Here is a 23507-nt window from a genome sequence, read left to right on the forward strand (position 1 = left end):
TTTAATTCACCACGAAGGCACTAAGACACGAAGGAAAAAGGGGTTTTCATTAACTCACATTCTGTCTATTGCGTGAGAGATTATCGGCTCAAGCCCGATAATGACGATTTGTGATTTGTTGTTTTGGTTTATGACTTCTGCAAGCAGAATTAATGTTTAACCCAAATCATTTTTACCAGGCCTGGTAGCCCTGTGGCCAAGTCTGTTTTGCAAGCACTGACAGATTAAAAAACTTAGTGCCTTCGTGCCTTCGTGTCTTCGTGGTTCAAATATTCAAATATTCTAAAGCTCAATTCAAAACAACGATACCCTTAATCAACCCGTCTTAACCAATACCAAGCGAACACTAATAAAATCAACGATGGGCCAACCGCTCCTAAAAACACGGGCAATTGATAAACAACCGCAATATTACCAATTAACTGATTAATAAGATGAAAGCCCATTCCAATCATCACACCTAAAAAGATTCGCTGCCCAACACTCACTTGACGCATAGAGCCAAAGATTAATGGAAAAACCACCACAATCATGGCCAAAACCACCAGAGGAGTCGCTAACTTTCGCCAGAACGACAATAGATATGAGCTGGCGTCTAGGCCGTTTTGCTTCAAGAAAGAGATGTAATGATAAAGATCCCAACCACTTAAATAGCGTGTTTCAATATCCAAATTGGTTAAATCCTCAGGCTTTAACGGAAAGCTTTGGGTAATCTCTTTATAGTGGACTGTTGAGTAATCGAGCTTAGGAAGTGCCGTTTCCGCGGATTCTAAGACCCCTAAATTAACTCGGCTGACCTCTTTAAACTTCCAAACCCCATCAAAATTGGCTTGCTTAGCTTGCAATAAACTTTGAATACTACCCTCTTTTAATTGATAGATTTCAATATCCCTTAAATCAACACTCGAAATAATTCGCCCAACATGCGTGTACTGAGCATCATCTCTAATCCATAAACCATTCGATGACCCAATTGAGAACGTTTGGTTTAAAGCCTCGGCACGCATTTTTTTGGCATAAGCTTCACTGGATGGTGCAACAAACTCACCAATCAATGCCATTACTAGCCACATTAAAAAGGCCGTTTTTAACACCGCCCAAAGTATTCGCCTGATAGACCAGCCCGTAACACGTAACACGGTTAATTCAGACTGATTGGCTAAACTGCCCAACCCCATCAATGTGCCAATTAACAACACAATGGGAAACACTTCATAACTGTACACAGGTACTTTTAGTAAGGTATAAAAAGCGCCTAATCCGAGCGTGTAGCTATCGGTTAATTTGCCAACTTGATTCATAAACTCAAAAAAGGAGAAAATCACCATGAGCACCAGCATAACTAACAGAGAATAACTCAGGACAACGCCGCCTAAATAACGTTCAATTCGATTCATGTTCGCTTACTCCTTAATGGCAGCGACTTGATAAACCTTAATTTTTTAAAATCTGACAAAGCAAACCAAGCAAACAACACAGGAACAGGCCAAAGCCCCAACCAAACAGGCCACCCCCCGTTAGAGATGCCGTCACGACCAACCACCAGTAACTGGTTATAAAGAATATACAGAACCAGTGCAAAAAAGATCCTAGCAAAACGCCCTTCCCTAGGCCCAGTTTTACTCATTTTAAGACCCAACAAGCCTAATACAATAATTCCTAATGGCGTCACCAAACGCCATTGCAGCATGGCTTGTTCTTTTAAATCCGTAGAACCAATTAACTCAAAAGTGGGCTTTTCAAACAGCTTGGCGCGCAGTTTAGCAGGGGTTAATTCTGGCAAGTAACCTTCAAAACGTGCGTACTTTTGAACAGTTACCTCTTCCTGACCATGCAAACCACGGTAACTAAAACCCTCTTCAAGCACCAAGACCACTCGGTTATTAATCCACTCAAACTGCCCTTTTGGGGCAACTAAAACCAAATCATTTTCTTTGGATTGATACTTTAACCAAATCGAGCGCATTTTCCCCTGTTCATTAATCGACTTTGCATAGAGCACACCTTGATTATTGGGTAGCGGATTAAACTTACCAGCAACCAGACCTGCAACAGGTGAAATGGTTTGCGCTTGTGAAATAATTTCACGCTCTTGTTGATAGCTCCAGGGCGTTAAAAAAAGACTGATCCAAGTGGTCAGTAAAGCAACGGGCAATAAAAAAGCAAAAGTAATTTTTTTAAAATATACAGGGCTAATCGCACAACTATTCATCACCACCATTTCTTGATCTTGATACAAGCGTCCAACCGCCAACATAATGGCTAACAACGCCACCAGTGGCAAAATAATCTCTAACGCAGCGGGGATTTTAAGCAGTAACAATTGCAATACCACAGAAGCGGGAACCTCCCCTTTCATGGCATCCGCAAGCAGTTTGGTGGCTTCACTACCAAAGGTAATCAGTAGCAGAACCAGCAATACCGCTATAAAGGTAAATGTCAGCTCTTTAAAAATATATTTGTCTAGGATTCGCAAAAACTCGTCCACTCAATTAAAATGATTTGAATAATTAATCAAACGCCATTATACCTGACCACGGTTATGGCATATACAAACAAAATACTAAACAAAAAACAAACGGTAAAAGGCAACTTATCCATGAAATCTATTCAATTTTCTTTTGAGACAAACTTAAACCATATCGACACTCTTATTTTGCCAGTCACATCTAATGGTAATTTGCCAAAAGGTATTGAAAATATCCCCTTTTTACCTGAATTAGAAAGTTTTGTAGAAGAGCTACATCAAGCAGGTGACTTTTCGGGCAAAATTGGCAAAACACTTTTATTAGTTAAACCGAAAGATTTTACCGTTAAACGACTGATTCTTGTTGGTGTGGGTGAAATTGAAAAACTGACAACCAAAGGTTATTTAACCGCCGTTAAATCCGCAGCCGATGCTTTAGACCATTGCGGAACAGTGGATACGGTAAACACCCTTATCTTTGTTGCACCTAATACCATTGGCACAAATAGCCAGGCCTGGTCATGTATGCAAAATGCGCAAATATTTCAACGTAGCTTCTATGATTATAGCCATGAAAGTCGTGGTGATTTTCCTGCCAAAGAACCTAAACTGGAACGTATGGTATTTCCTTGCTCGCCACAAACTGAATCTGTAGAACAAGGCCAAGCTTCTGCATTAGGCATGGCTTTGACACAAGACCTTGCCAATATGCCAAGTAACTTTTGTACACCAACCTATTTGGCTGAAACAGCCATTCAGCTTGGCAATGATTACGGTTTTGAAATTAACATTCTTGAACGTGAACAGATGATTAAGATGGGCATGGGTTCTTTTATGGCGGTGGCGCAAGGTTGTGCTACCCCTCCTAAAATGATTTGTTTATCTTACAAAGGCGGCAATGCTGAAGATGCACCTATCGCTTTAGTCGGAAAAGGGGTAACCTTCGATACAGGTGGTATCTCTCTTAAACCTGGTCAAGCCATGGATGAGATGAAGTATGACATGGGGGGGGCAGCGACCGTTTTAGGTGTTTTTAAAGCGATTGGTGAATTAAAACCAAACTTAAACATCGTTGGTGTCATTCCTGCTACTGAAAACATGCCATCAGGTGATGCGATTAAACCTGGCGATGTTGTGACATCTTTATCTGGTCAAACCATTGAAATATTAAATACCGATGCCGAAGGCCGTTTAATTTTATGTGATGCCTTAACCTATACTCAACAAGAGTATAAACCCGCTAAAGTTATAGATATGGCGACCTTAACAGGCGCTTGTATTATTGCCTTAGGTCATCATGTTTCAGCCATTATGGGTAACAACCAACAGCTAGTGAGTGACCTACTTACCGCAGGTGAAAACACCTATGACCGTTTCTGGCAGATGCCATTGGGTGAAGAGTGGGATGAGCAACTTAAATCTAACTTTGCCGATATGGCCAATATCGGTGGTCGTGACGGTGGTTCTATTACCGCAGCGCAATTTTTAGCTCGTTACACCAAAGAAGTGGATTGGGCGCATTTAGACATTGCGGGCACGGCTTGGGTAAGCGGCGCTAATAAAGGTGCAACGGGGCGTCCAGTTCCAGCTTTAGTTGAGTTTCTACTAAACGAAACTCAAAAAGTTTAATGGAGCCTGGATGAGCCATCCTCAACAAAACGATGAGAATAAAATCATGGAACAGCCTGATGTGCTGTTCTATGTTTTAAACACCACCGAACCCTCTGACAGAGAAGCTTTTTTAAGCAAATTACTCAATACCATTTGGAAACAACAACGCTTGTGTGATGTGCGTTTTGCCAACCAGCAAGATGCACAACGTTATGACTTAACGCTATGGGATGCAAAACCACAAAGTTTTATCCATCATGGCTTAGAAAATAATATTAAAGCGCCGATTCAACTGTTTGGTGAAACCATCCAACCTGTGTGTAAAGATGTATTAATTAATTTACACCCTGAATTTCCAAGTATTCATACTCAATATCAAAGAACCATAGAGATACTCGATCAATCCGACTATTTAATTAAGATGGGGCGTGAACGTTGGAAGACCTATAAACAGGTCGGCATTGAACCAACAGTTCATAAAATATAAGCTATAACCACAATACCATTAAGTTAAGATTTTACACTCTGTCATCTCGAACCCTTTAGGGAGTGGCAATCTTCATGGTTTACAGCAAAACGCAACCCTTTAACGTTGGCCATGAATTACTTCGCTGCGCTCGTAATGACATAACCCATCGTCATTATCCAGTTTTCCCCGCACGGTCATTATCCAGCTTGACTGTGGATAACCTCTCTTACCTCACAAGCTCCTCTGGTCAAGCCAGAGGGTGACGTGTGGTGTTTGAGATGACTTACAGTAATTTTTGAATAAGAGTACTGTGTTTAGAATAATGTTGTTTTTAGACTTACCAGGCCTGCCAACTTTAAAAACCTTGGTGCATTCGTAGTTAAACGTTTTTGAAACACCAGGCCTGGCATCCATCTATGTTTTGTAAGCATAGGGTAACTTTAAAACTACGCGGCGGCTAATTGGGTTTTAGCACGATTTTTAACCGCTCGACGAATCAGGGCAATAAACACACCCAACATTAATCCCAACACGACCGATACCGCCAATATCAATTGACGCTTAGGGCTAACGGGTTTATCCGTTACCGCAATAGAACCAACCATTTCTGTAGGTAAAATACTTTTTACGCCACTACTTGCCAAAGCTTCATATATTTTCTGATGTCGCTGCTCAACTAACTCCACAGACTTTTTAACATTGTCCATTATTTTAGATTTATTAGTGCCTCGACTTGTTACCAATAAAACGCCATCAACCTTTTTAATTTCGCTTAAATTAGCTGGTGCAATACCATTTAAAATTTCTGCCGTTTTAATAGCTGGTTCAATCGACAAATAAAGCTGAGCTTCATCGCCTTGTTGTACCTGTTGTACCTGTTGTACCTGTTGTACCTGTATTTTTACAGAGGCTACATATACATCATCCGAAAGAAAAATATAAATTAATGAAACAAGTACTGATAGAAAAACTGTAGCAACAATAGTCAGTTTTTCCTGAACTAAACCTTCCCATAATTCAAATAAGTCTATTTCGTCATCAGCGAATTGATTATTTTCTATTTGTTGATTTCTCATTTACAGTACCTTTACCTTTTAAGTTTGAACAAATTATACACAAGAAAACAGACAAATTACGTAGCAAATACGGGTTTGAGGTTTTTAGTTCTAATTACCTACAAGGTTCTCTATAATGTCAAGATGTCGCTATCGAATAATAAAGGCTTACTTTTATGGATATTACCCAATTACTTGAATTCAGTGTTCAACAAGGCGCTTCTGATTTACACCTTTCAACTGGCCAACCACCCATTATTCGTATTGATGGTGATGTTCAGCGTATTGAAGCCCCTAACCTAGAACCCGAGCAGCTACAAACCATGATTTATGACATTATGAATGATGAGCAACGACGTGGTTTTGAATCGGAACTAGAAGCTGATTTCTCGTTTGAGCTGCCCAACATTGCGCGCTTCAGGGCAAACGTTTTTATGCATAACCGTGGGATTGGCGCGGTATTTCGTACAATTCCTAGCAAAATCATCACACTCGAAGAGCTTAGTGCGCCCGATATCTTTAAAGGAATTGCCAGCTTTCCTCGTGGCTTAGTTTTGGTAACTGGCCCCACAGGTTCGGGTAAATCCACCACACTCGCAGCGATGATTGACTTTATTAATAAAAAAGATCCCGCTCACATTTTAACCGTTGAAGACCCAATCGAATTTGTTCACCAACCAATTAGAAGCTTAATCAACCAACGTGAAGTGCACCGTGATACCAAAAGTTTTACCAATTCCTTACGTTCTGCACTACGTGAAGACCCTGATGTAATATTAGTGGGTGAAATGCGTGATCTTGAAACCATTCGCTTAGCACTCACTGCCGCTGAAACGGGTCATTTAGTGTTTGGTACTCTACATACGAGTTCTGCCGCTAAAACGATTGACCGTATTATTGATGTCTTTCCAGCAGAAGAAAAGGAGATGGTTAGAGCCATGTTGTCTGAATCCTTGCAGGCTGTTATCTCACAAGCGCTTCTCAAGAAAAATGGTGGCGGACGAATTGCAGCACATGAAATCATGCTGGTTAACTCTGCCATCCGTAACTTAATCCGTGAAGCCAAAGTACCTCAAATGTACTCTGTTATTCAAACCTCCAAAGCCATTGGTATGCAAACAATGGATCAAAACCTACAAGACCTTGTTGCCCGCAATCTCATTACTCGTGATGACGCACGCTCTAAAGCCGTTAATAAAAGCGCTTTTCAGTAAAACTTGCAGTCAATAATAGGAGCTAAAGATGGAACACACAGAAAACTTAACAGAACTTCAAAAATTACTCGTCTTCTTCTCCAATCAAGGAGGTTCAGATCTGTTTATTACCGCCGGTCGCCCTGCCACCATGAAAAAAGATGGTAGTTTAATCTCATTAACTGAAGATAAACTCTCTGCGGATACCGCTACAAAATTAACCCATCAGATCATGAACCATGATCAACTTACCACCTTTCAAAACACTCAAGAAAGTAACTTTGCTTATCATATTTCTGGCATTGCTCGTTATCGTGTTAATGTTTTTATGCAACGCGGCACGCCAGGCATGGTTATTCGCTCGGTACACACCGAGATTCCAAAATTTGACGACCTAAATCTACCAAGCATTTTAAAAGAAGTCATAATGGATAAACATGGCTTAGTGTTAATTGTTGGTGGTACAGGTTCGGGTAAATCAACCACTTTAGCCAGCCTAGTGGATGTGCGAAATACCAATAAAGATGGTCACATCATTACCATTGAAGACCCTATTGAATTTATTCACCGTCACAAAAAATGTATTGTCACTCAACGTGAAGTGGGCGTGGATACCGACACCTATGACAGCGCGCTGAAGAACACCTTGCGACAAGCTCCCGATGTTATTCTAATTGGTGAGATTCGTAGCCGTGACACCATGGAACATGCGATTGCATTCTCTGAAACGGGTCACTTATGTTTATCTACATTACACGCCAACAATACCAACCAAACTCTAGACCGCATCATTAACTTCTTCCCTGCGGACCAACGTGGTCATATCTTAATGGATTTATCACTGAACCTTAAAGCGGTCATCTCTCAACGATTAATTCCTAAAATTGGCGGTGGTTTAATCGCTGCGGTAGAAGTTTTGATTAATACCCCTCGTATTTCAGAGCTGATTTTTAATGGTAAAGTCAATGAGATTAAACAGCTCATGCAAAACTCTGGTGCGCTAGGTATGCAAACCTTTGACCAAGCCTTATTTGATCTATATGAAAATGGCCTGATTACCTACAAAGATGCATTAAGAGGGGCGGATTCTATGAATGATTTACGCTTAAACATCAAATTAAATAGTAAACTACCTCAACCACAAGATGATGGTAGTGACTTAACCTCTGACGCCATTAAATTTAGCTTAAAACAAGAACAATAAATAATTACACCTTTTACAATTAAAGAATAAATATGCTTTATAAAACTTTGGGGATATCCCTACTCATGACTTGCCAGGCCTGGTTTATTTTGGCAAATGCTTCAATAGAACATCCTAAAAATATAGAAACCAAAAGCATCGAAGCAACTCAAGAAGTCCCTAGCATTGAGTCCTACTGTAATGAGCTTTCCAAAAAGCTCCGTACGGTTAAGTATCAAGGCTGTTTAGATCTCGATTTAGAAACAACACCTCATAGAAGTGTAAAAGGTAGATTACTGACCCAACGCCACTTTAAGCCCGCTGATCAATTTAAACACCTACCCGAAGGCCGCATTTTGTTTATAAGCGGTATCCATGGAGACGAATATTCCGCTATAAGCATGACCTATTTATGGATGCAAAACATGCTTAAAAACCAAGATCAAACTCGCCAACACTGGCTATTTTTCCCGCTGGCTAACCCTGATGGTTTATTCCGCAGCCCAGCAACACGCATTAACGCAAACAATATAGACCTTAACCGAAACTTTCCTTCCCCAGACTGGGATGAATTGGCGATTGATTACTGGAAAAAATACTATAAGAAAAATAAGCGTCGCTACCCTGGTAAAGCGGCTAACTCTGAACCTGAAACACAGTGGCTAGTAAAAACCATTGAAGAGTTCAAACCTGATGCCATTATCTCTATTCATGCGCCTTATGGTTTGCTTGACTACGACGGACCAGACCACTCTGTACCCAATAAAATTGGTGGCCTTAAACACCGTGAACTAGGCACCTATCCAGGTTCATTAGGTCGCTATGCGGGTGAATATTTAAAGATACCAGTGCTGACCTTAGAACTGCGTTCAGCAGGCTCAATGCCTAACCAAAAAGAGATTTTTACTATGTGGCAAGATGTTGAAAAGTGGACAATGACTAAAATTCAAGGCTTGGATGATCATGCAGTGCAACAAGCTTATAACCAAGAAAAAGTGATTGAAAACGGTACTGTAAAGAATTAATAACTTGATGTTTAAATCGCTTAAATAAGAAAAAGGCTTAATGATTAAAACCATTAAGCCTTTTTTATTTTGGGGGTATCTAAATGTAATTGATTGTCCGTACTTCGTGATTGCCCTTATTTAGCAGCAACTTGAATACTGTTTTTAGATTGCACAACGACTTTCCAGTCGCCATCGGCATCTCTTTTCCAAAACTGATGAACCAACGTATTGGCCTCTAATCCAGGGAAGGTAATATAAAACAAGTTTTCTTCATTAGGATAGCGATAGACACTGACATTTTGCCAATCGACTTTGTGGTTGTTATCCGCAATCCAGGCTCGAACATCCTCAAGCAGTTGTTCTCTATTGCCAGCAAACCTCGACTCCGCATGTTTTTGATCAACAATTAGCACAGGGGTTGAATAAGGCAGTTGGTAATCAGCCAGTAAACGTTTCATGGCATTATTGTTCAACACCACGCAACCACGGCTCGCTCTCGGCGCACGTATATAAGTATCACTGGGCACACCATGCAACCAAATTCCTGAACCAGTCTTGCCGTGCTCTCTATCCCAGTCATTCGGGTAGTTTAGTGGTAAAGCGCCTACCCCATATAAATCGGGTAGTTTAGAGTCTGGTAACAAATCCACCATATGGTAAACACCAATTGGGGTTCTTAAATCCCCCTCTTTTTGTTTACCGCTGCCTTTACGTCCCATGGTCACATAATAATCCGCAACCCGAACCATTTGACCTGCTTTATTACGTTCAAACAGGTACAAACGACTCTCTTGAAGAGAGACTAAAATAATGTGTTTCTGACGAGCTGACTTCAGCACAAATTCATCAAAATTTGTCATATTGGTCAGACTGTCTTTTGAAAACTGCCAACGTACTTCGGCTTCCGACAACAGCTTTTCAACAGAACCCGAATGCTTGCTATAAACTTGCTTCTGAAGTTCAGAACGCCCTGTTTTGGCCGCCAATAAATCAGCTTTAAGCAATTGAGCTAATTTATACTTTGGATACTCTTTTTCTAGTTCAGAAATGCTCAATAAAGCCTTATCAAGTTCAAGATGATGAATCGCGTTTAGGCCTGATAGTAGCTTCTGTTCGGCTTGAAGTACCTCATCAGCCATAGCATGGTTTGCCACGCTGACAGAAACCGACAACCCTAAACCTGCGAATGCAGCAAAGAGTGTTTGCTTTAATTTAGGTTTTACATATTGAGTTTGTATGCGCTTATTGTTCACCATACATTACAACCTCTTGAACAATTTTCCATAATCCATCATCCTTACGCCACAAAAGCACCTTGTAAACATCGTCTTTAAAACGATCAGAGTGATAACGTTGTAAAAAACGACTGCGTACCATTGTAGATGAAATTGGGGTGATTTGAATATCATCTAAAAAAAGTTTAATAAATTTTGGGTTTTGCAAACTACGATATCGACTTTTTTCCCAGGTTGAATAACTCATACCATTTTTAGGAATAAACGCATTCTTATCGTAAAAAGAGAGATACGCTTTCACCTGCTGATTTGACCAGGCCTGGCGCCATTGCTCAATTGACTTTTTAACCAAACGAACGGAGTCGGCATTTTTAGCATCAGTAATCACATTATCGGTTGGCAGTTTGGCTTGTTTGATATCAAAAAATAGCCACTGTGTTTTAGGCTGGTTAACAGGAGTATCTTTAAAAATTCTTTGATACGCTTGTTGAGCATCGTAAGCGTAGATCTGATTTAAGTTTTCTAATGTCGTGGCGACTTGAGAATCAGCTTGAAGCGCTAAATCTAATCGTTTTTTGGCATCATCATACCGTTTCTGTTTAATCAAAATCACTGCAATATTATTTTCAATCGCCCGCTTTAGTTCAGGAACCAATTCACCCGACTCATTTAGGCTATTCCATATTTTGAGTGCTTTATCATAAGCACCCGTTTGCGCGAGACTTAAAGCGTTCTGAAACTGCTCGGCCTGCTCGGCCAAACGTTTCTCATCGACTTGGTTAGCAGTGGCCAAAGAACTAAACCCAAATAAGCTCAGCGCAATAAACATTACAGACAGAGCCTGCAAGACTTTAGATGATAATAATGAAAGTAGTTGAAGCATAAAAATGAGTGTTAACCAGGCTATAAAGGATTGAAGATAAATTAAGATTCTTTCTTAAATTTTAAGTTGCGGTATTTTAACGTAAATCGCCAATGCCAACCATATTACTTTTCAAAGATTTAAGTTCATCACGGAGCTGTGCGGCCGTTTCAAAATCCAACTCCTTAGCCGCTTTGTACATCTGTTTTTCAACTTTCTTGATATGGCTAGCCATTTCCGCAGGAGACATCGCTTTTTGGGAAGTATATTCAGAGTCTGATTCAGCCACTTTTTGAGATTTACCAGGCCTGGTAGATTTGGCTGCATAAGGTGAATCTTCTAGAATATCGCTGACTTTTTTATTTAACCCTTGCGGTGTTATTCCGCGCTCTAAGTTGTATTGAATCTGTTTGGCTCTTCGGCGTTCGGTTTCATCAATCGCTGTTTTCATTGACTTGGTAATTTTGTCAGCATATAAAATGGCTTTACCTTCCACATTACGAGCGGCACGCCCAATGGTTTGAATCAATGAACGTTCCGAACGTAAAAAGCCCTCTTTGTCTGCATCTAAAATGGCGACTAAAGCGACTTCTGGAATATCCAGCCCTTCTCTTAATAAGTTAATACCAATTAAGACATCAAACTCACCCAAACGTAAATCACGAATAATCTCAATACGCTCAACCGTATCAATATCTGAGTGCATATAACGTACACGCACATTGTGATCTTCAAAATATTCGGTGAGGTTTTCCGCCATACGTTTGGTAAGCGTGGTTACTAAAATACGCTGACCTTTCTCGGCTCGCCAGGTAATTTCACCGAGCAAGTCATCTACCTGCGTTAAAGCTGGGCGTACTTCAATAATGGGGTCTAACAGGCCTGTTGGGCGCACTACTTGTTCAACCATGGTTGAACAATGCTCGGCTTCGTACTTACCTGGCGTAGCAGAGACAAAAATACTTTGTGGCATAGCACGTTCAAACTCTTCAAACATCATGGGGCGATTATCTAAAGCTGAAGGTAAACGGAAACCGTAGCCTACTAAGTTCTCTTTTCTTGAACGGTCACCTTTATACATACCCCCTATTTGCGGAATGGTAACGTGACTTTCATCAATGACTAGCAAGGAATTTTGTGGGAAATAATCCATTAAAGTCGGTGGTGGCTGCCCCGCTTCCCTGCCGGACAAATATCGTGAATAGTTTTCAATACCAGTGCAATAGCCAAGTTCAACCATCATCTCAATATCAAGCTTAGTGCGCTCTTCTAAACGTTGAGCTTCAACCAATTTATTCATTGAACGAAGCTCTTCTAAACGCTCTTTAAGCTCAACCTTTACCTTTTCTACCATCTCCAGCACACGTTCTTTAGGCGTAACATAATGCGACTTTGGATAAACGGTTACTCGAGTTGGACGCGTTAACACCCCGCCCGTTAAAGGATCAAACCAAGCAATACTTTCGACTTCATCATCAAACAACTCAATGCGCACCGCATACTCTTCGGCCTCAGCTGGGAAAATATCAATCACATCGCCACGCACTCTAAAGTTACCACGCCAGAGTTCAATATCATTTCGGTTATATTGCATAGAGGTTAAGCGAGTTAAAATATCGCGTTGGGTGATTTTATCGCCCAAACGAACCTGCAAAATCATCTTCAGGTACATTTCAGGATCACCCAAACCGTAAATGGCCGATACGGTGGCAATCAAAATCACATCTTCACGTTCTAGCAACGCTTTAGTGGCCGATAAACGTAATTGTTCTATCTGTTCATTAACCGATGAATCTTTAGAAATATAGGTATCAGATGCAGGAACATAAGCCTCTGGCTGATAATAGTCATAATAAGAGACAAAATACTCTACCGCGTTATTCGGAAAAAAGCCTTTCATCTCACCGTATAGCTGGGCAGCCAGTGTTTTGTTGTGTGCCAAAATAATGGTAGGTCTTTGCACGGTTTTAATGACGTTAGCTATGGTAAAAGTTTTACCCGAACCTGTAACCCCTAAAAGGGTTTGATAGGCCTCGCCATCCTGAATCCCTTCAACCAATTGTGCAATTGCAGTTGGTTGGTCACCATTGGGTTCATACTGTGAAACTAATTCAAACGCTTTTGACACATTTTTTCCTTTAAAAATACCTATAAAATCCAGTAGAATGGAGGGTAATAACTTTTGGGTAATTAGCCCACCATTATACCCGCTCAAACACCTGTGGAGAAATTCAATCAATGGCCAACTTATCTGACCGTGTCAATCGTGTAAAACCCTCACTTACGCTTGTTATCACCGCTAAAGCTCAAGAATTAAAACGCGCAGGAAAAGATATTATTAGCCTTGGAGCAGGAGAGCCAGACTTTGATACCCCAGATCACATTAAGGCCGCAGGTATCGCCGCCATTCAAAATGGTCAAACGCGTTATACCGCCGTTGATGGAACGGCCGATTTAAAAGAAGCGATTATTGCCAAGTTTAAACGTGATAACGGAATTGACTACCAAATGAACCAGATTTTGGTCTCTTCAGGCGGTAAACAAAGTTTTTACAACCTGTGCCAAGCCGTGTTAAATGATGGTGATGAAGTCATTATTCCTGCACCTTACTGGGTCTCTTATCCAGATATGGCTCTATTAGCAGGTGGAGAGCCAGTTGTAATTGAAGCGGGTATTGAGCAAGGGTTTAAAATCACAGCCGCCCAATTAGAAGCCGCAATTACACCTAAAACAAAAATGCTTGTTTTAAACAGTCCATCCAATCCAACAGGTGCGGTATATACGGCTAAAGAGTTAAAAGAGATTGCGGATGTATTACTAAAATACCCAAACATCATTATTGCATCTGATGATATGTATGAACACATTATGCTGGATGACAGCAAATTCACTAATATCCTAGAAGTCTGTCCAGAGCTTTATGATAGAACGGTAGTCATGAATGGTGTCTCTAAAGCTTATTCAATGACAGGTTGGCGAATTGGTTATGCCGGTGGCCCAGTTGATCTTATTGCAGGTATGCGTAAAGTACAATCTCAAAGTACTTCAAATCCATGTTCTATTTCACAAGCCGCTTCGGTAGAAGCGTTAAATGGTTCTCAAGAATGCATTCAGACCATGCTAGTTGAATTCAAAAAACGTCATTTATATGTTGTTGAACGCATCAATTCCTTACCTGGCTTTAAATGCATTCACGCTGTTGGGGCATTCTATGCCTTTATGGACATCTCAGAAGCGATGGTAATGAAAGGTTACAAAACCGATACCGATTTTGTTGAAGCATTACTAGAACAGCAATTAGTGGCTGCCGTACCTGGATCAGCCTTTGGGGCTGATAAACACATGCGCTTTTCTTTTGCGACCAGTATGGAAAACCTGATTAATGCCATTGATCGTGTTGAAGCGTTTATGAAGTCTTAATGTATTCTTAAATACTAAAAAACAAACAGGCCTGGTAATTCATAGAACTACCAGGCCTGTTTGTTTTTTATTACTGATAAATGCAGATTAATTAATCACGCCATATTTGGCTAAAATCAATATTCAATGCACACTCTTTAATCATAAAATCAAATTGCTCATCGGTAAAGTCCGCTTCTTTAATGTAACGACCTTCATGCAAGCGATATACTTTTGCCACCTTCTCTTCTGGATAGGCCAAAATATAGGTTTTAACCCCTTCTTGTTGATAAAGCTCAAACTTAAGCCCTTCATCACGTTTAGCACTTGAAGGTGACACCACCTCAACAATCAGCTCAGGCGTTTTAGTTAATTTTTCACCCTGAATATTACAAGCAATTAACATGTCAGGACGTACCACCGTATCATCCGCACATTGCCAATCAATTTCAGCTAAAGCTTCGCATTCAATGTAATTTTGAAGTTGTTTATAAACTTGAAATGATAAAGCTTGCTCTATCCGTTGATGAGAAATACTTGGTGATGGCTCCATCGCATAAGGGGCTCCGCGAATTAATTCCCAATCGCCTTCCCACAAAGCATAATCTCTAATTGTATAGTGTTCTTCATAAGCTAAAGACATAGCTACATACCTGTTTAAATTTGATCATTTATCATACACTTAATTATTAACTTGGTGCAATCAACAATGATGTCGTAGAAGCATAAACACCATGGAACGGCTAAACTCCTCACTCCCCAATCACTTCTCCAGCTCTCTCTCGTAAAAACACAGGAAAACGCGGTAGACCTTTTTTGGTCAACCCCATATATTGAAAAGTAACAATACTACCCATTTTAGGCGGTTGGGCTCTTTGTGCATCGCTTAACCCACTGCCAATTTTAATAACAGTACGGCTTTCAGATTTAAGCAAAGGAAATAACCTGTTTACTTGTTCAGTCATTAATTCACACTTTAAAGCACCTACCAGGCCTGTATACTTTCCCAAACCCTTTGTATAACCACGCACAATACATTCCGCATCTTGTTTTTGCTTAACCTTTAAAGCGCTAGTTACTCTTCCCGTTTTATATTCAATCTCAGGGTTTCTAACCACCAGCCCCTCTCCACCTAAAGACAGCACTCGATTTAGTTCTTTTTCTACATCCAAATTCGCTTTAATACGCGTTTGCTTAATGATTTTAATCACAGTATTTGGCTGATCTTTTAAAAACATTTCAAGTACCTGTAAACGTTCTAACAAACCACCGCTTTGATTGGGTACTTCAAAAATATGATAAGAAATCTGCTTCCAGCGGTTATCTGGATTTTGTTGACGAACAATCGAAACGGTCTCCTCAAATTGCCCTCTATCCAACCAGAGTTCACCATCCAATTCAAACGGCGGAAAGTTTTGAGTAAACCACTTAGGTGAAGCAAACACATTACCTTGACGACTAATGAGATGTTTACCATCCCAATAAGCACGCACACCATCTAACTTTTCACTCATTAGCCAACCTGTTACATCCTCATTAGCGTGATAAGTTTTCAATAGCATTAAATTGGGCTTAGTGACCGTATCATCCGCTTTTATCACCTCTACAGTTAATAACCCAGTTATAAAAACAACAAGACCAAAAACCAAAAAGCCTGGAAATCTGACCAGGCTTTTATAATCAATTTTGAATTTTAGAAACTTTGTAAAACTAGACATTATTCACCGTCTTTATTTACTATCTTTAAACCGTAAATCTGCAGAGATTTTGGCTAATGTCTTTTCGCCAATCCCTTTAACGGTTAATAAATCATCAGCTTTTGTGCATTTAATCTTTTTACAATGCTCAGAAATCGCCATCGCCTTGGCAGGCCCAATACCAGGCAAAGAATCAGCAATCTCCTCAACACTGGCTTTATTTACATTAACGGGAGCAGCTGATACAGAAAAACTGGCAAATGAAACAAACAATACTGCAAAGATAGAAGTTAAACTCTTAATCATTTTGATATTCTCCAATGTTTTAAATAAAAAACCATTAAGCCTATATAAATAAAATACATATAAAACATAAGCTTAAAAAAAGAATAACATACCTTAAAACACATATTAAGTATTTTTTATTAATTAATACAAAAAAGTGTTAATAAACTACCAATTAACCACCACCCACAGTCATCCTGAACTTGTTTCTCGACTTACCCCTTCAGGCGTCGAGTTCTTCGTTTCAGGATATCCAAACACCACACCGTCATTCTGAACTTGTTTCAGAATCTCCAAACCAAGATCCTGACCTTCGTCAGGATGACGTGGCGGTTAGTTCTTGAGCTTTGTCAGGATAACTTGGCGGTTGGTTTATTGACCTTCATCAGGATGACGTGAGGTTTGTTTTTTTGGTAAGAATAATAAAAAAGGACAATAAAAAAGGGACGGTACCTTTGGGTACCGTCCCTATGTATCTCAACCTCACACTGTCATCCTGAACTTGCTTAAGGATCTCCAAAGTGTACTTAATAATCGCACAGCCTCTTTACAACCCAACAATTTGATTCCACAAATCCGTCCAATCGGGATTCATTTCTAAAATCAAATTATTTTTCCGTATCCAGTATAAGAAGATCCTGACCTTCGTCAGGATGACTTGGCGGTTGGTTTATTGACCTACGCCAGGATGACATGTCGGTTTATTTCTTAACCTAAGTCAGGATGACATGTCGGTTAATTTTTTTACTACACGAGGATAAGAAACGTTATTTTTATGTATAGCATAAAGTACCACACCGTCATTCTGAACTTGTTTCAGAATCTCCAAACCAAGATCCTGACCTTCGTCAGGATGACGTGGCGGTTGGTTTATTGACCTTAGTCAGGATGACGTGAGGTTTGTTTTTGGTAAGAATAATAAAAAAGGACAATAAAAAAGGGACGGTACCTTTGGGTACCGTCTCTATGTATCTCAACCTCACACCGTCATCCTGAACTTGTTTCAGGATCTCCAAAGTATATTTAATAAGCCACACAGCCTCTTTACAACCCAACAATTTGATTCCACAAATCCGTCCAATCGGGGTTCATTTCTAAAATCAAATTATTTTTCCATTCACGATGCCAATTCTTTAACTGTTTTTCACGGAGAATAGCTGCACTCATTTCTTCATGAAGTTCAAAATAAACCAACTTATCAACATTATATTTTTTAGTAAAACCTTCAACTAAATGATTTTTATGCTGGTAAATACGTTGCACTAAATTTGAAGTCACGCCTATATACAAAACATCATTAGACTGACTTGACAGAATATAAACTGCTGGCTGTTTCATAAAAAATTACTTTTCCGCATCCAGTATAAGAAGATCCTGACCTTCGTCAAGATGACATAAGGGTTAGCTCCTTAACTACGTCAGGATGACGTGGCAGTTGGTTTATTGACCCACGCTGGATGAGCAACATTGTTGTTCCTAACCTCAACCCCACACTGTCACCCTGAACTTGTTTCTCGACTTACCCCAACCCCCACACTGTCATCCTGAACTTGCTTAAGGATCTCCAAAGTATATTTAATAAGCTGCACAGCCTCTTTACAACCCAACAATTTGATTCCACAAATCCGTCCAATCGGGATTCATTTCTAAAATCAAATTATTTTTCCATTCACGATGCCAGTTCTTTAACTGTTTTTCACGGAGGATAGCTGCACTCATTTCTTCATGAAATTCAAAATAAACCAACTTATCAACATTATATTTTTTAGTAAAACCTTCAACTAAATGATTTTTATGCTGGTAAATACGTTGCACTAAATTTGAAGTCACGCCTATATACAAAACATCATTAGACTGACTTGACAGAATATAAACTGCTGGCTGTTTCATAAAAAATTACTTTTCCGCATCCAGTATAAGAAGATCCTGACCTTCGTCAGGATGACTTGGCGGTTGGTTTATTGACCTACGCCAGGATGACATGTCGGTTTATTTCTTAACCTAAGTCAGAATGACATGTCGGTTTATTTTTTTACTACACGAGGATAAGAAACGTTATTTTTATGTATAGCATAAAGTACCAAATCGTCATTCTGAACTTGTTTCAGAATCTCCAAACCAAAATCCTGACCTCCGTCAGGATGACGTGTCGGTTGGTTTATTGACCCACGCTGGATGAGCAACATTGTTGTTCCTAATCTCAACCTCACACCGTCATCCTGAACTTGTTTCAGGATCTCCAACCACCACACTGTCATCCTGAACATGCTTAAGGAACTCCAAAGTATATTTAATAAACTGCACAGCCTCTTTACAACCCAACAATTTGATTCCACAAATCCGTCCAATCGGGATTCATTTCTAAAATCAAATTATTTTTCCATTCACGATGCCAGTTCTTTAACTGTTTTTCACGGAGGATAGCTGCACTCATTTCTTCATGAAATTCAAAATAAACCAACTTATCAACATTATATTTTTTAGTAAAACCTTCAACTAAATGATTTTTATGCTGGTAAATACGTTGCACTAAATTTGAAGTCACGCCTATATACAAAACATCATTAGACTGACTTGACAGAATATAAACTGCTGGCTGTTTCATAAAAAATTACTTTTCCGCATCCAGTATAAGAAGATCCTGACCTTCGTCAGGATGACATAAGGGTTAGCTCTTTAACTACGTCAGGATGACGTGGCAGTTGGTTTATTGACATACGCTGGATGAGCAACATTGTTGTTCCTAACCTCAACCCCACACTGTCATCCTGAACTTGTTTCAGGATCTCAAAACTCATTTCCTGAACGAGTTTCTCCACTTCACCCTTCAGGCGTCGAGTTCTTCGTTTCAGGATCTCCAACCACCACACTGTCACCCTGAACTTGTTTCAGAATCTCCAAACCAAGATCCTGACCTCCGTCAGGATGACGTGGCGGTTTTACTTTATGGTTTAATCATCAAGGTAAAACATTTAGTAAAATCGAAGAACAGTTAATTCTATTTGGTCTTTTTGCATTCTTATTAGCTTTATTAGGTTTTTTCCAGCAACATCCCGAACACACCCGCTTTGCAGGAGCCATTGAAACCCAATTCAAATCATTAGCTCCCCTTTTAATACTGCCTATCTTGTATTATCTAAAGATTACAAACATCAAATTTCTCGTAAATTCAATACTTCTTGCTGCGATTGCTGCGGGGCTAATAACACTATTGATAGATATCCCATCAGAAATGCCTCGCTACCATCGAACACACGGAGCCCCAATTATATTTGGTGATCTAGCGATGCTATTCGGCCTTCTTTCACTCAGCTTTTCATTTCTGTATTTTAAAAAAGAAAAATTACAATTTACTTTCCTTATTTTAGGTGGAATTCTAGGAATAACAGCCAGCCTATACTCAGGAAGTCGTGGTGGTTGGATTGCTCTTTTAACAATCCCTTTGCTATTTATTCTTATGACTCCCAAAGCACAGCGCAAAACACTTATTTTTACAACAATCGCTGTATTCTTAATTATTCTAGGCATTATCTTTGGAACAGAGAACCCCGTTCACCAAAGACTAAGCACTGCATTAATAGAAATAGAAAATCTAATTGAAAACCCTAACTGGGCTGGTGGCTCTTTAGGAAGCAGACTTGTTTTCTTTAAAATTGCCATTACTGCATTTTTATCAAATCCTTTTTTTGGAATCGGTGTCGGAGAATTCTATGCCTATAAAATGGCATTAATTCAAGAAGTTCCTGGGCTTTATCCCGAAAACCTAATTAGCTACAAACATAGCCACAATGAGTACTTAGGGATTCTTTCAGGCATGGGGGTAATTGGTATACTTTTCTATATAATCTTCTTTGTTTGGCTTACTAAAATATTTAAAAAAGCCATCAAAAATAATAACCCAGAAATAAAATCTATCGGACTAGCGGGAATCACTTTACTATTCTGCTACCTTGACTTTTCATTATCAGAATCTTTCTTAAGCTCAAAACTTGGTTCCATTGCTTTTTACTTAATGCTTAGCTATTTAATATTTTTTATCAATCAAAGAAACAGAGAAGAGAGAATCTCTAAAATATAAACAATTAGATTTTGAGCTTGATTAATTTCTCTATAGGTTTTCTTACTGTATTACCTAATTCTAGCTGAAATATTAAAATTCTATTATTTAAACTCTAAGCTATAATACGAACTGTTAATTCATTTTTCGTTTAATTTAGGTGTTACTTTTGCAAATATTCCCCGACCGCTCTATTTTTGTTAATCTTCACCGAGCTATTGATTTAGTACTTCCTTTCATATTACTTTCATTAATTACTTTACTTTTTAATACTCCTTTCCATGAACGCTATCAAATCATGGGAACTAGTGCAGGAGTCTTACTCCTACTAACTTCTCAATTTACTGGGGTTTATACAAGTTGGAGAGGTCGCTCCATATTTCAAAGTGCCAAATTAATCATGCAGGCCTGGTTAATAACCTGGACAATTCTTATTATCTTAGCCTTTTGGTACAAAGATACCGCAAATTATTCTAGGCTTGCGGTAACAAGTTGGGCCATATTCGTTATGTTTAGTTTAATCGCCTACCGCATAGCAATTAGACTCGCCTTAATTTACCTTCGAAAATCAGCCCAAAGTCATAAAAAAATAGCCATAATAGGAGCTGGAAAAATTGGTAAGCAACTAGCCAAGAATATTAATGAAAACCCTTGGATGGGGTATAAAGTCACCGCTTTTTACGATGATAACCCAAAAATACTTAATCAAAAAATAAATGATATCCCTGTGATTGGTTCAATTGAAGTTGTTGCAGAAGATACTAAAAACATAAAGTATGATGAAATATACATCTGCCTTCCTTTGGGGGCTGATCTAAAAATCAAACACCTACTAGACGAACTTACAGATACAACAGCCATTGTAAAATACGTACCCGACCTTTTTACCTTTGATTTAATGCATGCCAAGATGCAAGATATAAAAGGCATGCCTGTATTCAGTGTCTTTGATACACCGCTTAGTTGTAACTCTTCTCTGCTTATTAAACGACTTGAAGATGTCTTACTATCATTGCTCATACTAATATTAATTAGCCCTATTTTACTTGTTATCTCTATTGCCATAAAACTGACTTCGTCAGGGCCAGTCATATTCAAACAAAAACGCTATGGTTTAAATGGTAAAGAGATTAAGGTCTATAAATTTAGATCAATGACAACCCAAGATAACGGCTCTATCGTAAAACAAGCAATCAAAGGTGATACTCGCATAACTCCATTAGGAGCTTTTCTAAGGAAAACGAGCCTTGACGAACTTCCTCAGTTTATTAATGTACTACAAGGCAAAATGAGCATCGTTGGCCCCAGACCACATGCTATTGCACACAACGAAGAATACCGAAAAATCGTTCCTAAATATATGCAACGTCATTTAGTAAAGCCAGGTATTACGGGATGGGCACAAATCAATGGCTGGAGAGGAGAAACAGATACCTTAGAAAAAATGGAAAAACGTATCGAATTCGATCTTCACTATATTAACAATTGGACATTATGGTTTGATATAAGAATTATCATTCTTACGATTTTTAAAGGCTTTATAAACAAGAATGCCTACTAAGTTGTAGGCATTTACAACATCATATTTTATCTAATTTGTTATCTTCCATAAATATCATCAATTCTAACAATATCATCTTCACCTGTGTATTCACCGACTTGAACTTCAATCATTACCAAGTCAATTTTACCTTGGTTTTCTAAACGGTGTGTTTGGCCCATTTTTATATAGGTTGATTCATTAGGTCGAACCAAACAACGATTATCATCCACCGTAACCGTGGCAGTACCTGACACCACAATCCAATGCTCATTGCGGTGAAAGTGCTTTTGTAGCGACAAACGACCACCAGGCTTAACAATAATGCGTTTTACTTTATAGCCTTCGGTGTTAACTAAGACTTCATAAGAACCCCAAGGACGGAAAGCCAGGCGATGAATTTCAGTTAATTCAGGGGCTTGTTTTTTGATTTGAGCAACAACCGCTTTTACTTTTTGTGAGCTACCTTTTTTAGAGATTAAAATCGCATCCGAGGTATCTACCACTAAGAGGTCTTCTACATCCACTAAGGCAATTTGGCGTTCACCTGCCACAATTAAATTATTAGTTGAATCAATACAAATCGGTTCGGGTGAATCATCCAAACGCGATAACACCGCGTTTTTCAGGCCTGGTTGTTTTACTTCATCATACAAAGCATCAAAACTGCCAAGATCAGACCAACCCATATCACAAGGTACGACTTTTACCTTTTGTGACTGTTCCATTACCACATAATCAATACTGTCTTCTGGTATAGCATTCATCGCATCCATATCAATGCGAATTTCAGATTCACAACCGTCTTTAGGCATGGCATTTTCACAGGCCTGGTACATTTCTGGCGCATATTGTTTAAGCTCGTCCAAAAACACACCGGCTTTAAAACAGAACATGCCCGAATTCCAATAATAATTGCCTTGGTCAATATACGATTGTGCAGTATCGGCATCGGGTTTTTCTTTAAATGATAAAACGTCATGGCCATTCGCTTCAATATAACCAAAGCCCACCTCAGGGTAAGTCGGTTTAATGCCAAAGGTTACTAAATGACCTTGTTCCGCTAAGGCTTTAGCTTCTGCAATTGAGGCTTCATAAGCGGCTTGGTCTTTTACTAAATGGTCAGAAGTGGTGACAAACACCAAATCATCCGAATCCAACGCCATACACGCCAACGCAATCGCAGGGGCAGTATTACGGCCAACGGGTTCTAATAAAAATTGAGCCGAGTGAGAATCAATCTGGTCTAACTGATCCACCGCCAAAAAATACTGTTCATTATTAGACACCACAAACGCATGAGAACACACAGACTGATTTCTTAACACCGTATCTTGAAACAAAGAGCGGTTATTAAATAAACGCACAAATTGCTTAGGCAACATAGTACGGCTCAAAGGCCAAAGGCGTGTTCCAGAACCGCCGCATAGAATCATGTTTATCATAA

21 protein-coding genes are annotated in these 23507 nt (G+C 39.3%); 8 read left to right on the plus strand and 13 right to left on the minus strand.

Annotated features, from left to right (window positions below):
- Positions 1-311: 311 nt before the first annotated feature.
- Both lptG and lptF read right to left on the minus strand, forming a co-directional pair.
- Positions 312-1397: an LPS export ABC transporter permease LptG gene (gene lptG, locus A379_RS04275; protein ID WP_040726032.1), complete on the minus strand. Its 1086-nt coding sequence runs from the start codon at positions 1395-1397 to the stop codon at positions 312-314.
- Positions 1394-2476 (minus strand): LPS export ABC transporter permease LptF, encoded by a 1083-nt coding sequence (gene lptF, locus A379_RS04280; protein ID WP_040728666.1) that lies wholly within the window; start codon positions 2474-2476, stop codon positions 1394-1396. Before lptF ends, lptG begins: the two co-directional genes overlap by 4 nt.
- Before the next feature lie 123 nt (positions 2477-2599).
- Between lptF and A379_RS04285 the strand changes: the two genes are divergently transcribed.
- Together A379_RS04285 and A379_RS04290 are read left to right on the plus strand one after the other, a co-directional pair.
- Positions 2600-4096, plus strand: a complete 1497-nt coding sequence (locus A379_RS04285; RefSeq protein ID WP_040726034.1) for a leucyl aminopeptidase — start codon at positions 2600-2602, stop codon at positions 4094-4096.
- 10 nt (positions 4097-4106) lie between these two features.
- Entirely contained in the window at positions 4107-4565 is a 459-nt protein-coding gene (locus A379_RS04290; RefSeq protein ID WP_051145001.1) for a DNA polymerase III subunit chi, read from the plus strand.
- Between the two features lie 428 nt (positions 4566-4993).
- Here A379_RS04290 and A379_RS04295 read toward each other — a convergent pair whose 3' ends face one another.
- Positions 4994-5623, minus strand: coding sequence for a Wzz/FepE/Etk N-terminal domain-containing protein (locus A379_RS04295; RefSeq protein ID WP_040726035.1), 630 nt, complete (start codon positions 5621-5623; stop codon positions 4994-4996).
- Positions 5624-5778: 155 nt separating this feature from the next.
- Between A379_RS04295 and A379_RS04300 the strand changes: the two genes are divergently transcribed.
- Genes A379_RS04300 through A379_RS04310 form a run of 3 tightly spaced genes read left to right on the plus strand, consistent with a single transcriptional unit; the run spans position 5779 to position 9003 of the window.
- Positions 5779-6816 (plus strand): type IV pilus twitching motility protein PilT, encoded by a 1038-nt coding sequence (locus A379_RS04300; protein ID WP_040726038.1) that lies wholly within the window; start codon positions 5779-5781, stop codon positions 6814-6816.
- Between the two features lie 28 nt (positions 6817-6844).
- Entirely contained in the window at positions 6845-7999 is a 1155-nt protein-coding gene (locus A379_RS04305) for a PilT/PilU family type 4a pilus ATPase (protein ID WP_040726039.1), read from the plus strand.
- 32 nt (positions 8000-8031) lie between these two features.
- The gene (locus A379_RS04310; protein WP_051145002.1) at positions 8032-9003 is read left to right on the plus strand and encodes a M14 family zinc carboxypeptidase; all 972 of its coding nucleotides are present in this window, start codon (positions 8032-8034) and stop codon (positions 9001-9003) included.
- 116 nt (positions 9004-9119) lie between these two features.
- Here A379_RS04310 and A379_RS04315 read toward each other — a convergent pair whose 3' ends face one another.
- From A379_RS04315 to uvrB, 3 genes are all read right to left on the minus strand, one after another.
- Positions 9120-10241: a murein L,D-transpeptidase family protein gene (locus tag A379_RS04315; RefSeq protein WP_051145003.1), complete on the minus strand. Its 1122-nt coding sequence runs from the start codon at positions 10239-10241 to the stop codon at positions 9120-9122.
- Positions 10228-11049 (minus strand): nuclear transport factor 2 family protein, encoded by an 822-nt coding sequence (locus A379_RS04320; RefSeq protein WP_040726041.1) that lies wholly within the window; start codon positions 11047-11049, stop codon positions 10228-10230. Before A379_RS04320 ends, A379_RS04315 begins: the two co-directional genes overlap by 14 nt.
- Before the next feature lie 130 nt (positions 11050-11179).
- Positions 11180-13210 (minus strand): excinuclease ABC subunit UvrB, encoded by a 2031-nt coding sequence (gene uvrB, locus A379_RS04325; protein ID WP_040726043.1) that lies wholly within the window; start codon positions 13208-13210, stop codon positions 11180-11182.
- Between the two features lie 110 nt (positions 13211-13320).
- Here uvrB and A379_RS04330 point away from each other — a divergent pair, with 110 nt between their 5' ends.
- Complete coding sequence (locus A379_RS04330) at positions 13321-14502, plus strand: pyridoxal phosphate-dependent aminotransferase (protein ID WP_040726045.1); 1182 nt, start codon at positions 13321-13323, stop codon at positions 14500-14502.
- A 91-nt stretch (positions 14503-14593) separates the two neighbouring features.
- On the opposite strand, the gene A379_RS04335 is transcribed toward A379_RS04330, so the two are convergent.
- The 6 genes from A379_RS04335 to A379_RS04365 form a co-directional block, all read right to left on the minus strand.
- A complete protein-coding gene (locus tag A379_RS04335) occupies positions 14594-15124 on the minus strand; it encodes a Uma2 family endonuclease (protein ID WP_040726047.1) in 531 nt (176 codons plus the stop codon).
- A gap of 109 nt (positions 15125-15233) precedes the next feature.
- On the minus strand, positions 15234-16199 hold the full coding sequence (locus tag A379_RS04340; protein WP_081696329.1) for a DNA ligase: 966 nt from the start codon (positions 16197-16199) through the stop codon (positions 15234-15236).
- A 12-nt stretch (positions 16200-16211) separates the two neighbouring features.
- Positions 16212-16484, minus strand: coding sequence for a helix-hairpin-helix domain-containing protein (locus A379_RS04345; RefSeq protein WP_040726049.1), 273 nt, complete (start codon positions 16482-16484; stop codon positions 16212-16214).
- Positions 16485-17507: 1023 nt separating this feature from the next.
- Entirely contained in the window at positions 17508-17801 is a 294-nt protein-coding gene (locus A379_RS04350; RefSeq protein WP_040726052.1) for a GIY-YIG nuclease family protein, read from the minus strand.
- Positions 17802-18059: 258 nt separating this feature from the next.
- Positions 18060-18353: a GIY-YIG nuclease family protein gene (locus A379_RS04355; RefSeq protein WP_040726054.1), complete on the minus strand. Its 294-nt coding sequence runs from the start codon at positions 18351-18353 to the stop codon at positions 18060-18062.
- A 421-nt stretch (positions 18354-18774) separates the two neighbouring features.
- Entirely contained in the window at positions 18775-19068 is a 294-nt protein-coding gene (locus A379_RS04365; RefSeq protein WP_040726054.1) for a GIY-YIG nuclease family protein, read from the minus strand.
- A gap of 606 nt (positions 19069-19674) precedes the next feature.
- On the opposite strand from A379_RS04365, the gene A379_RS04375 reads away from it, so the two are divergent.
- On the plus strand, positions 19675-20541 hold the full coding sequence (locus A379_RS04375) for an O-antigen ligase (protein ID WP_157832340.1): 867 nt from the start codon (positions 19675-19677) through the stop codon (positions 20539-20541).
- Positions 20542-20680: 139 nt separating this feature from the next.
- Positions 20681-22081 (plus strand): undecaprenyl-phosphate glucose phosphotransferase, encoded by a 1401-nt coding sequence (locus tag A379_RS04380; RefSeq protein WP_040726066.1) that lies wholly within the window; start codon positions 20681-20683, stop codon positions 22079-22081.
- 38 nt (positions 22082-22119) lie between these two features.
- Here the strand turns inward: A379_RS04380 and A379_RS04385 are convergent, their stop codons facing one another.
- Positions 22120-23505 (minus strand): mannose-1-phosphate guanylyltransferase/mannose-6-phosphate isomerase, encoded by a 1386-nt coding sequence (locus A379_RS04385; protein WP_040726069.1) that lies wholly within the window; start codon positions 23503-23505, stop codon positions 22120-22122.
- Positions 23506-23507: the final 2 nt, after the last annotated feature.

This window comes from Thiomicrorhabdus sp. Kp2 (assembly GCF_000478585.1).
GTDB lineage: Bacteria > Pseudomonadota > Gammaproteobacteria > Thiomicrospirales > Thiomicrospiraceae > Thiomicrorhabdus.

Bases quoted from the DNA above. Each gene is read 5' to 3' on its own strand.
- A379_RS04295 (WP_040726035.1), bottom strand. From the start codon at position 5,623: ATGAGAAATCAACAAATAGAAAATAATCAATTCGCTGATGACGAAATA.
- A379_RS04355 (WP_040726054.1), bottom strand. From the start codon at position 18,353: ATGAAACAGCCAGCAGTTTATATTCTGTCAAGTCAGTCTAATGATGTT.
- A379_RS04385 (WP_040726069.1), bottom strand. From the start codon at position 23,505: ATGATAAACATGATTCTATGCGGCGGTTCTGGAACACGCCTTTGGCCT.
- A379_RS04285 (WP_040726034.1), top strand. From the start codon at position 2,600: ATGAAATCTATTCAATTTTCTTTTGAGACAAACTTAAACCATATCGAC.
- A379_RS04310 (WP_051145002.1), top strand. From the start codon at position 8,032: ATGCTTTATAAAACTTTGGGGATATCCCTACTCATGACTTGCCAGGCC.
- A379_RS04335 (WP_040726047.1), bottom strand. From the start codon at position 15,124: ATGTCTTTAGCTTATGAAGAACACTATACAATTAGAGATTATGCTTTG.
- A379_RS04300 (WP_040726038.1), top strand. From the start codon at position 5,779: ATGGATATTACCCAATTACTTGAATTCAGTGTTCAACAAGGCGCTTCT.
- A379_RS04350 (WP_040726052.1), bottom strand. From the start codon at position 17,801: ATGAAACAGCCAGCAGTTTATATTCTGTCAAGTCAGTCTAATGATGTT.
- A379_RS04305 (WP_040726039.1), top strand. From the start codon at position 6,845: ATGGAACACACAGAAAACTTAACAGAACTTCAAAAATTACTCGTCTTC.
- A379_RS04330 (WP_040726045.1), top strand. From the start codon at position 13,321: ATGGCCAACTTATCTGACCGTGTCAATCGTGTAAAACCCTCACTTACG.
- A379_RS04290 (WP_051145001.1), top strand. From the start codon at position 4,107: ATGAGCCATCCTCAACAAAACGATGAGAATAAAATCATGGAACAGCCT.
- A379_RS04315 (WP_051145003.1), bottom strand. From the start codon at position 10,241: ATGGTGAACAATAAGCGCATACAAACTCAATATGTAAAACCTAAATTA.
- A379_RS04345 (WP_040726049.1), bottom strand. From the start codon at position 16,484: ATGATTAAGAGTTTAACTTCTATCTTTGCAGTATTGTTTGTTTCATTT.
- A379_RS04340 (WP_081696329.1), bottom strand. From the start codon at position 16,199: ATGTCTAGTTTTACAAAGTTTCTAAAATTCAAAATTGATTATAAAAGC.
- A379_RS04320 (WP_040726041.1), bottom strand. From the start codon at position 11,049: ATGTTTATTGCGCTGAGCTTATTTGGGTTTAGTTCTTTGGCCACTGCT.
- lptG (WP_040726032.1), bottom strand. From the start codon at position 1,397: ATGAATCGAATTGAACGTTATTTAGGCGGCGTTGTCCTGAGTTATTCT.
- A379_RS04365 (WP_040726054.1), bottom strand. From the start codon at position 19,068: ATGAAACAGCCAGCAGTTTATATTCTGTCAAGTCAGTCTAATGATGTT.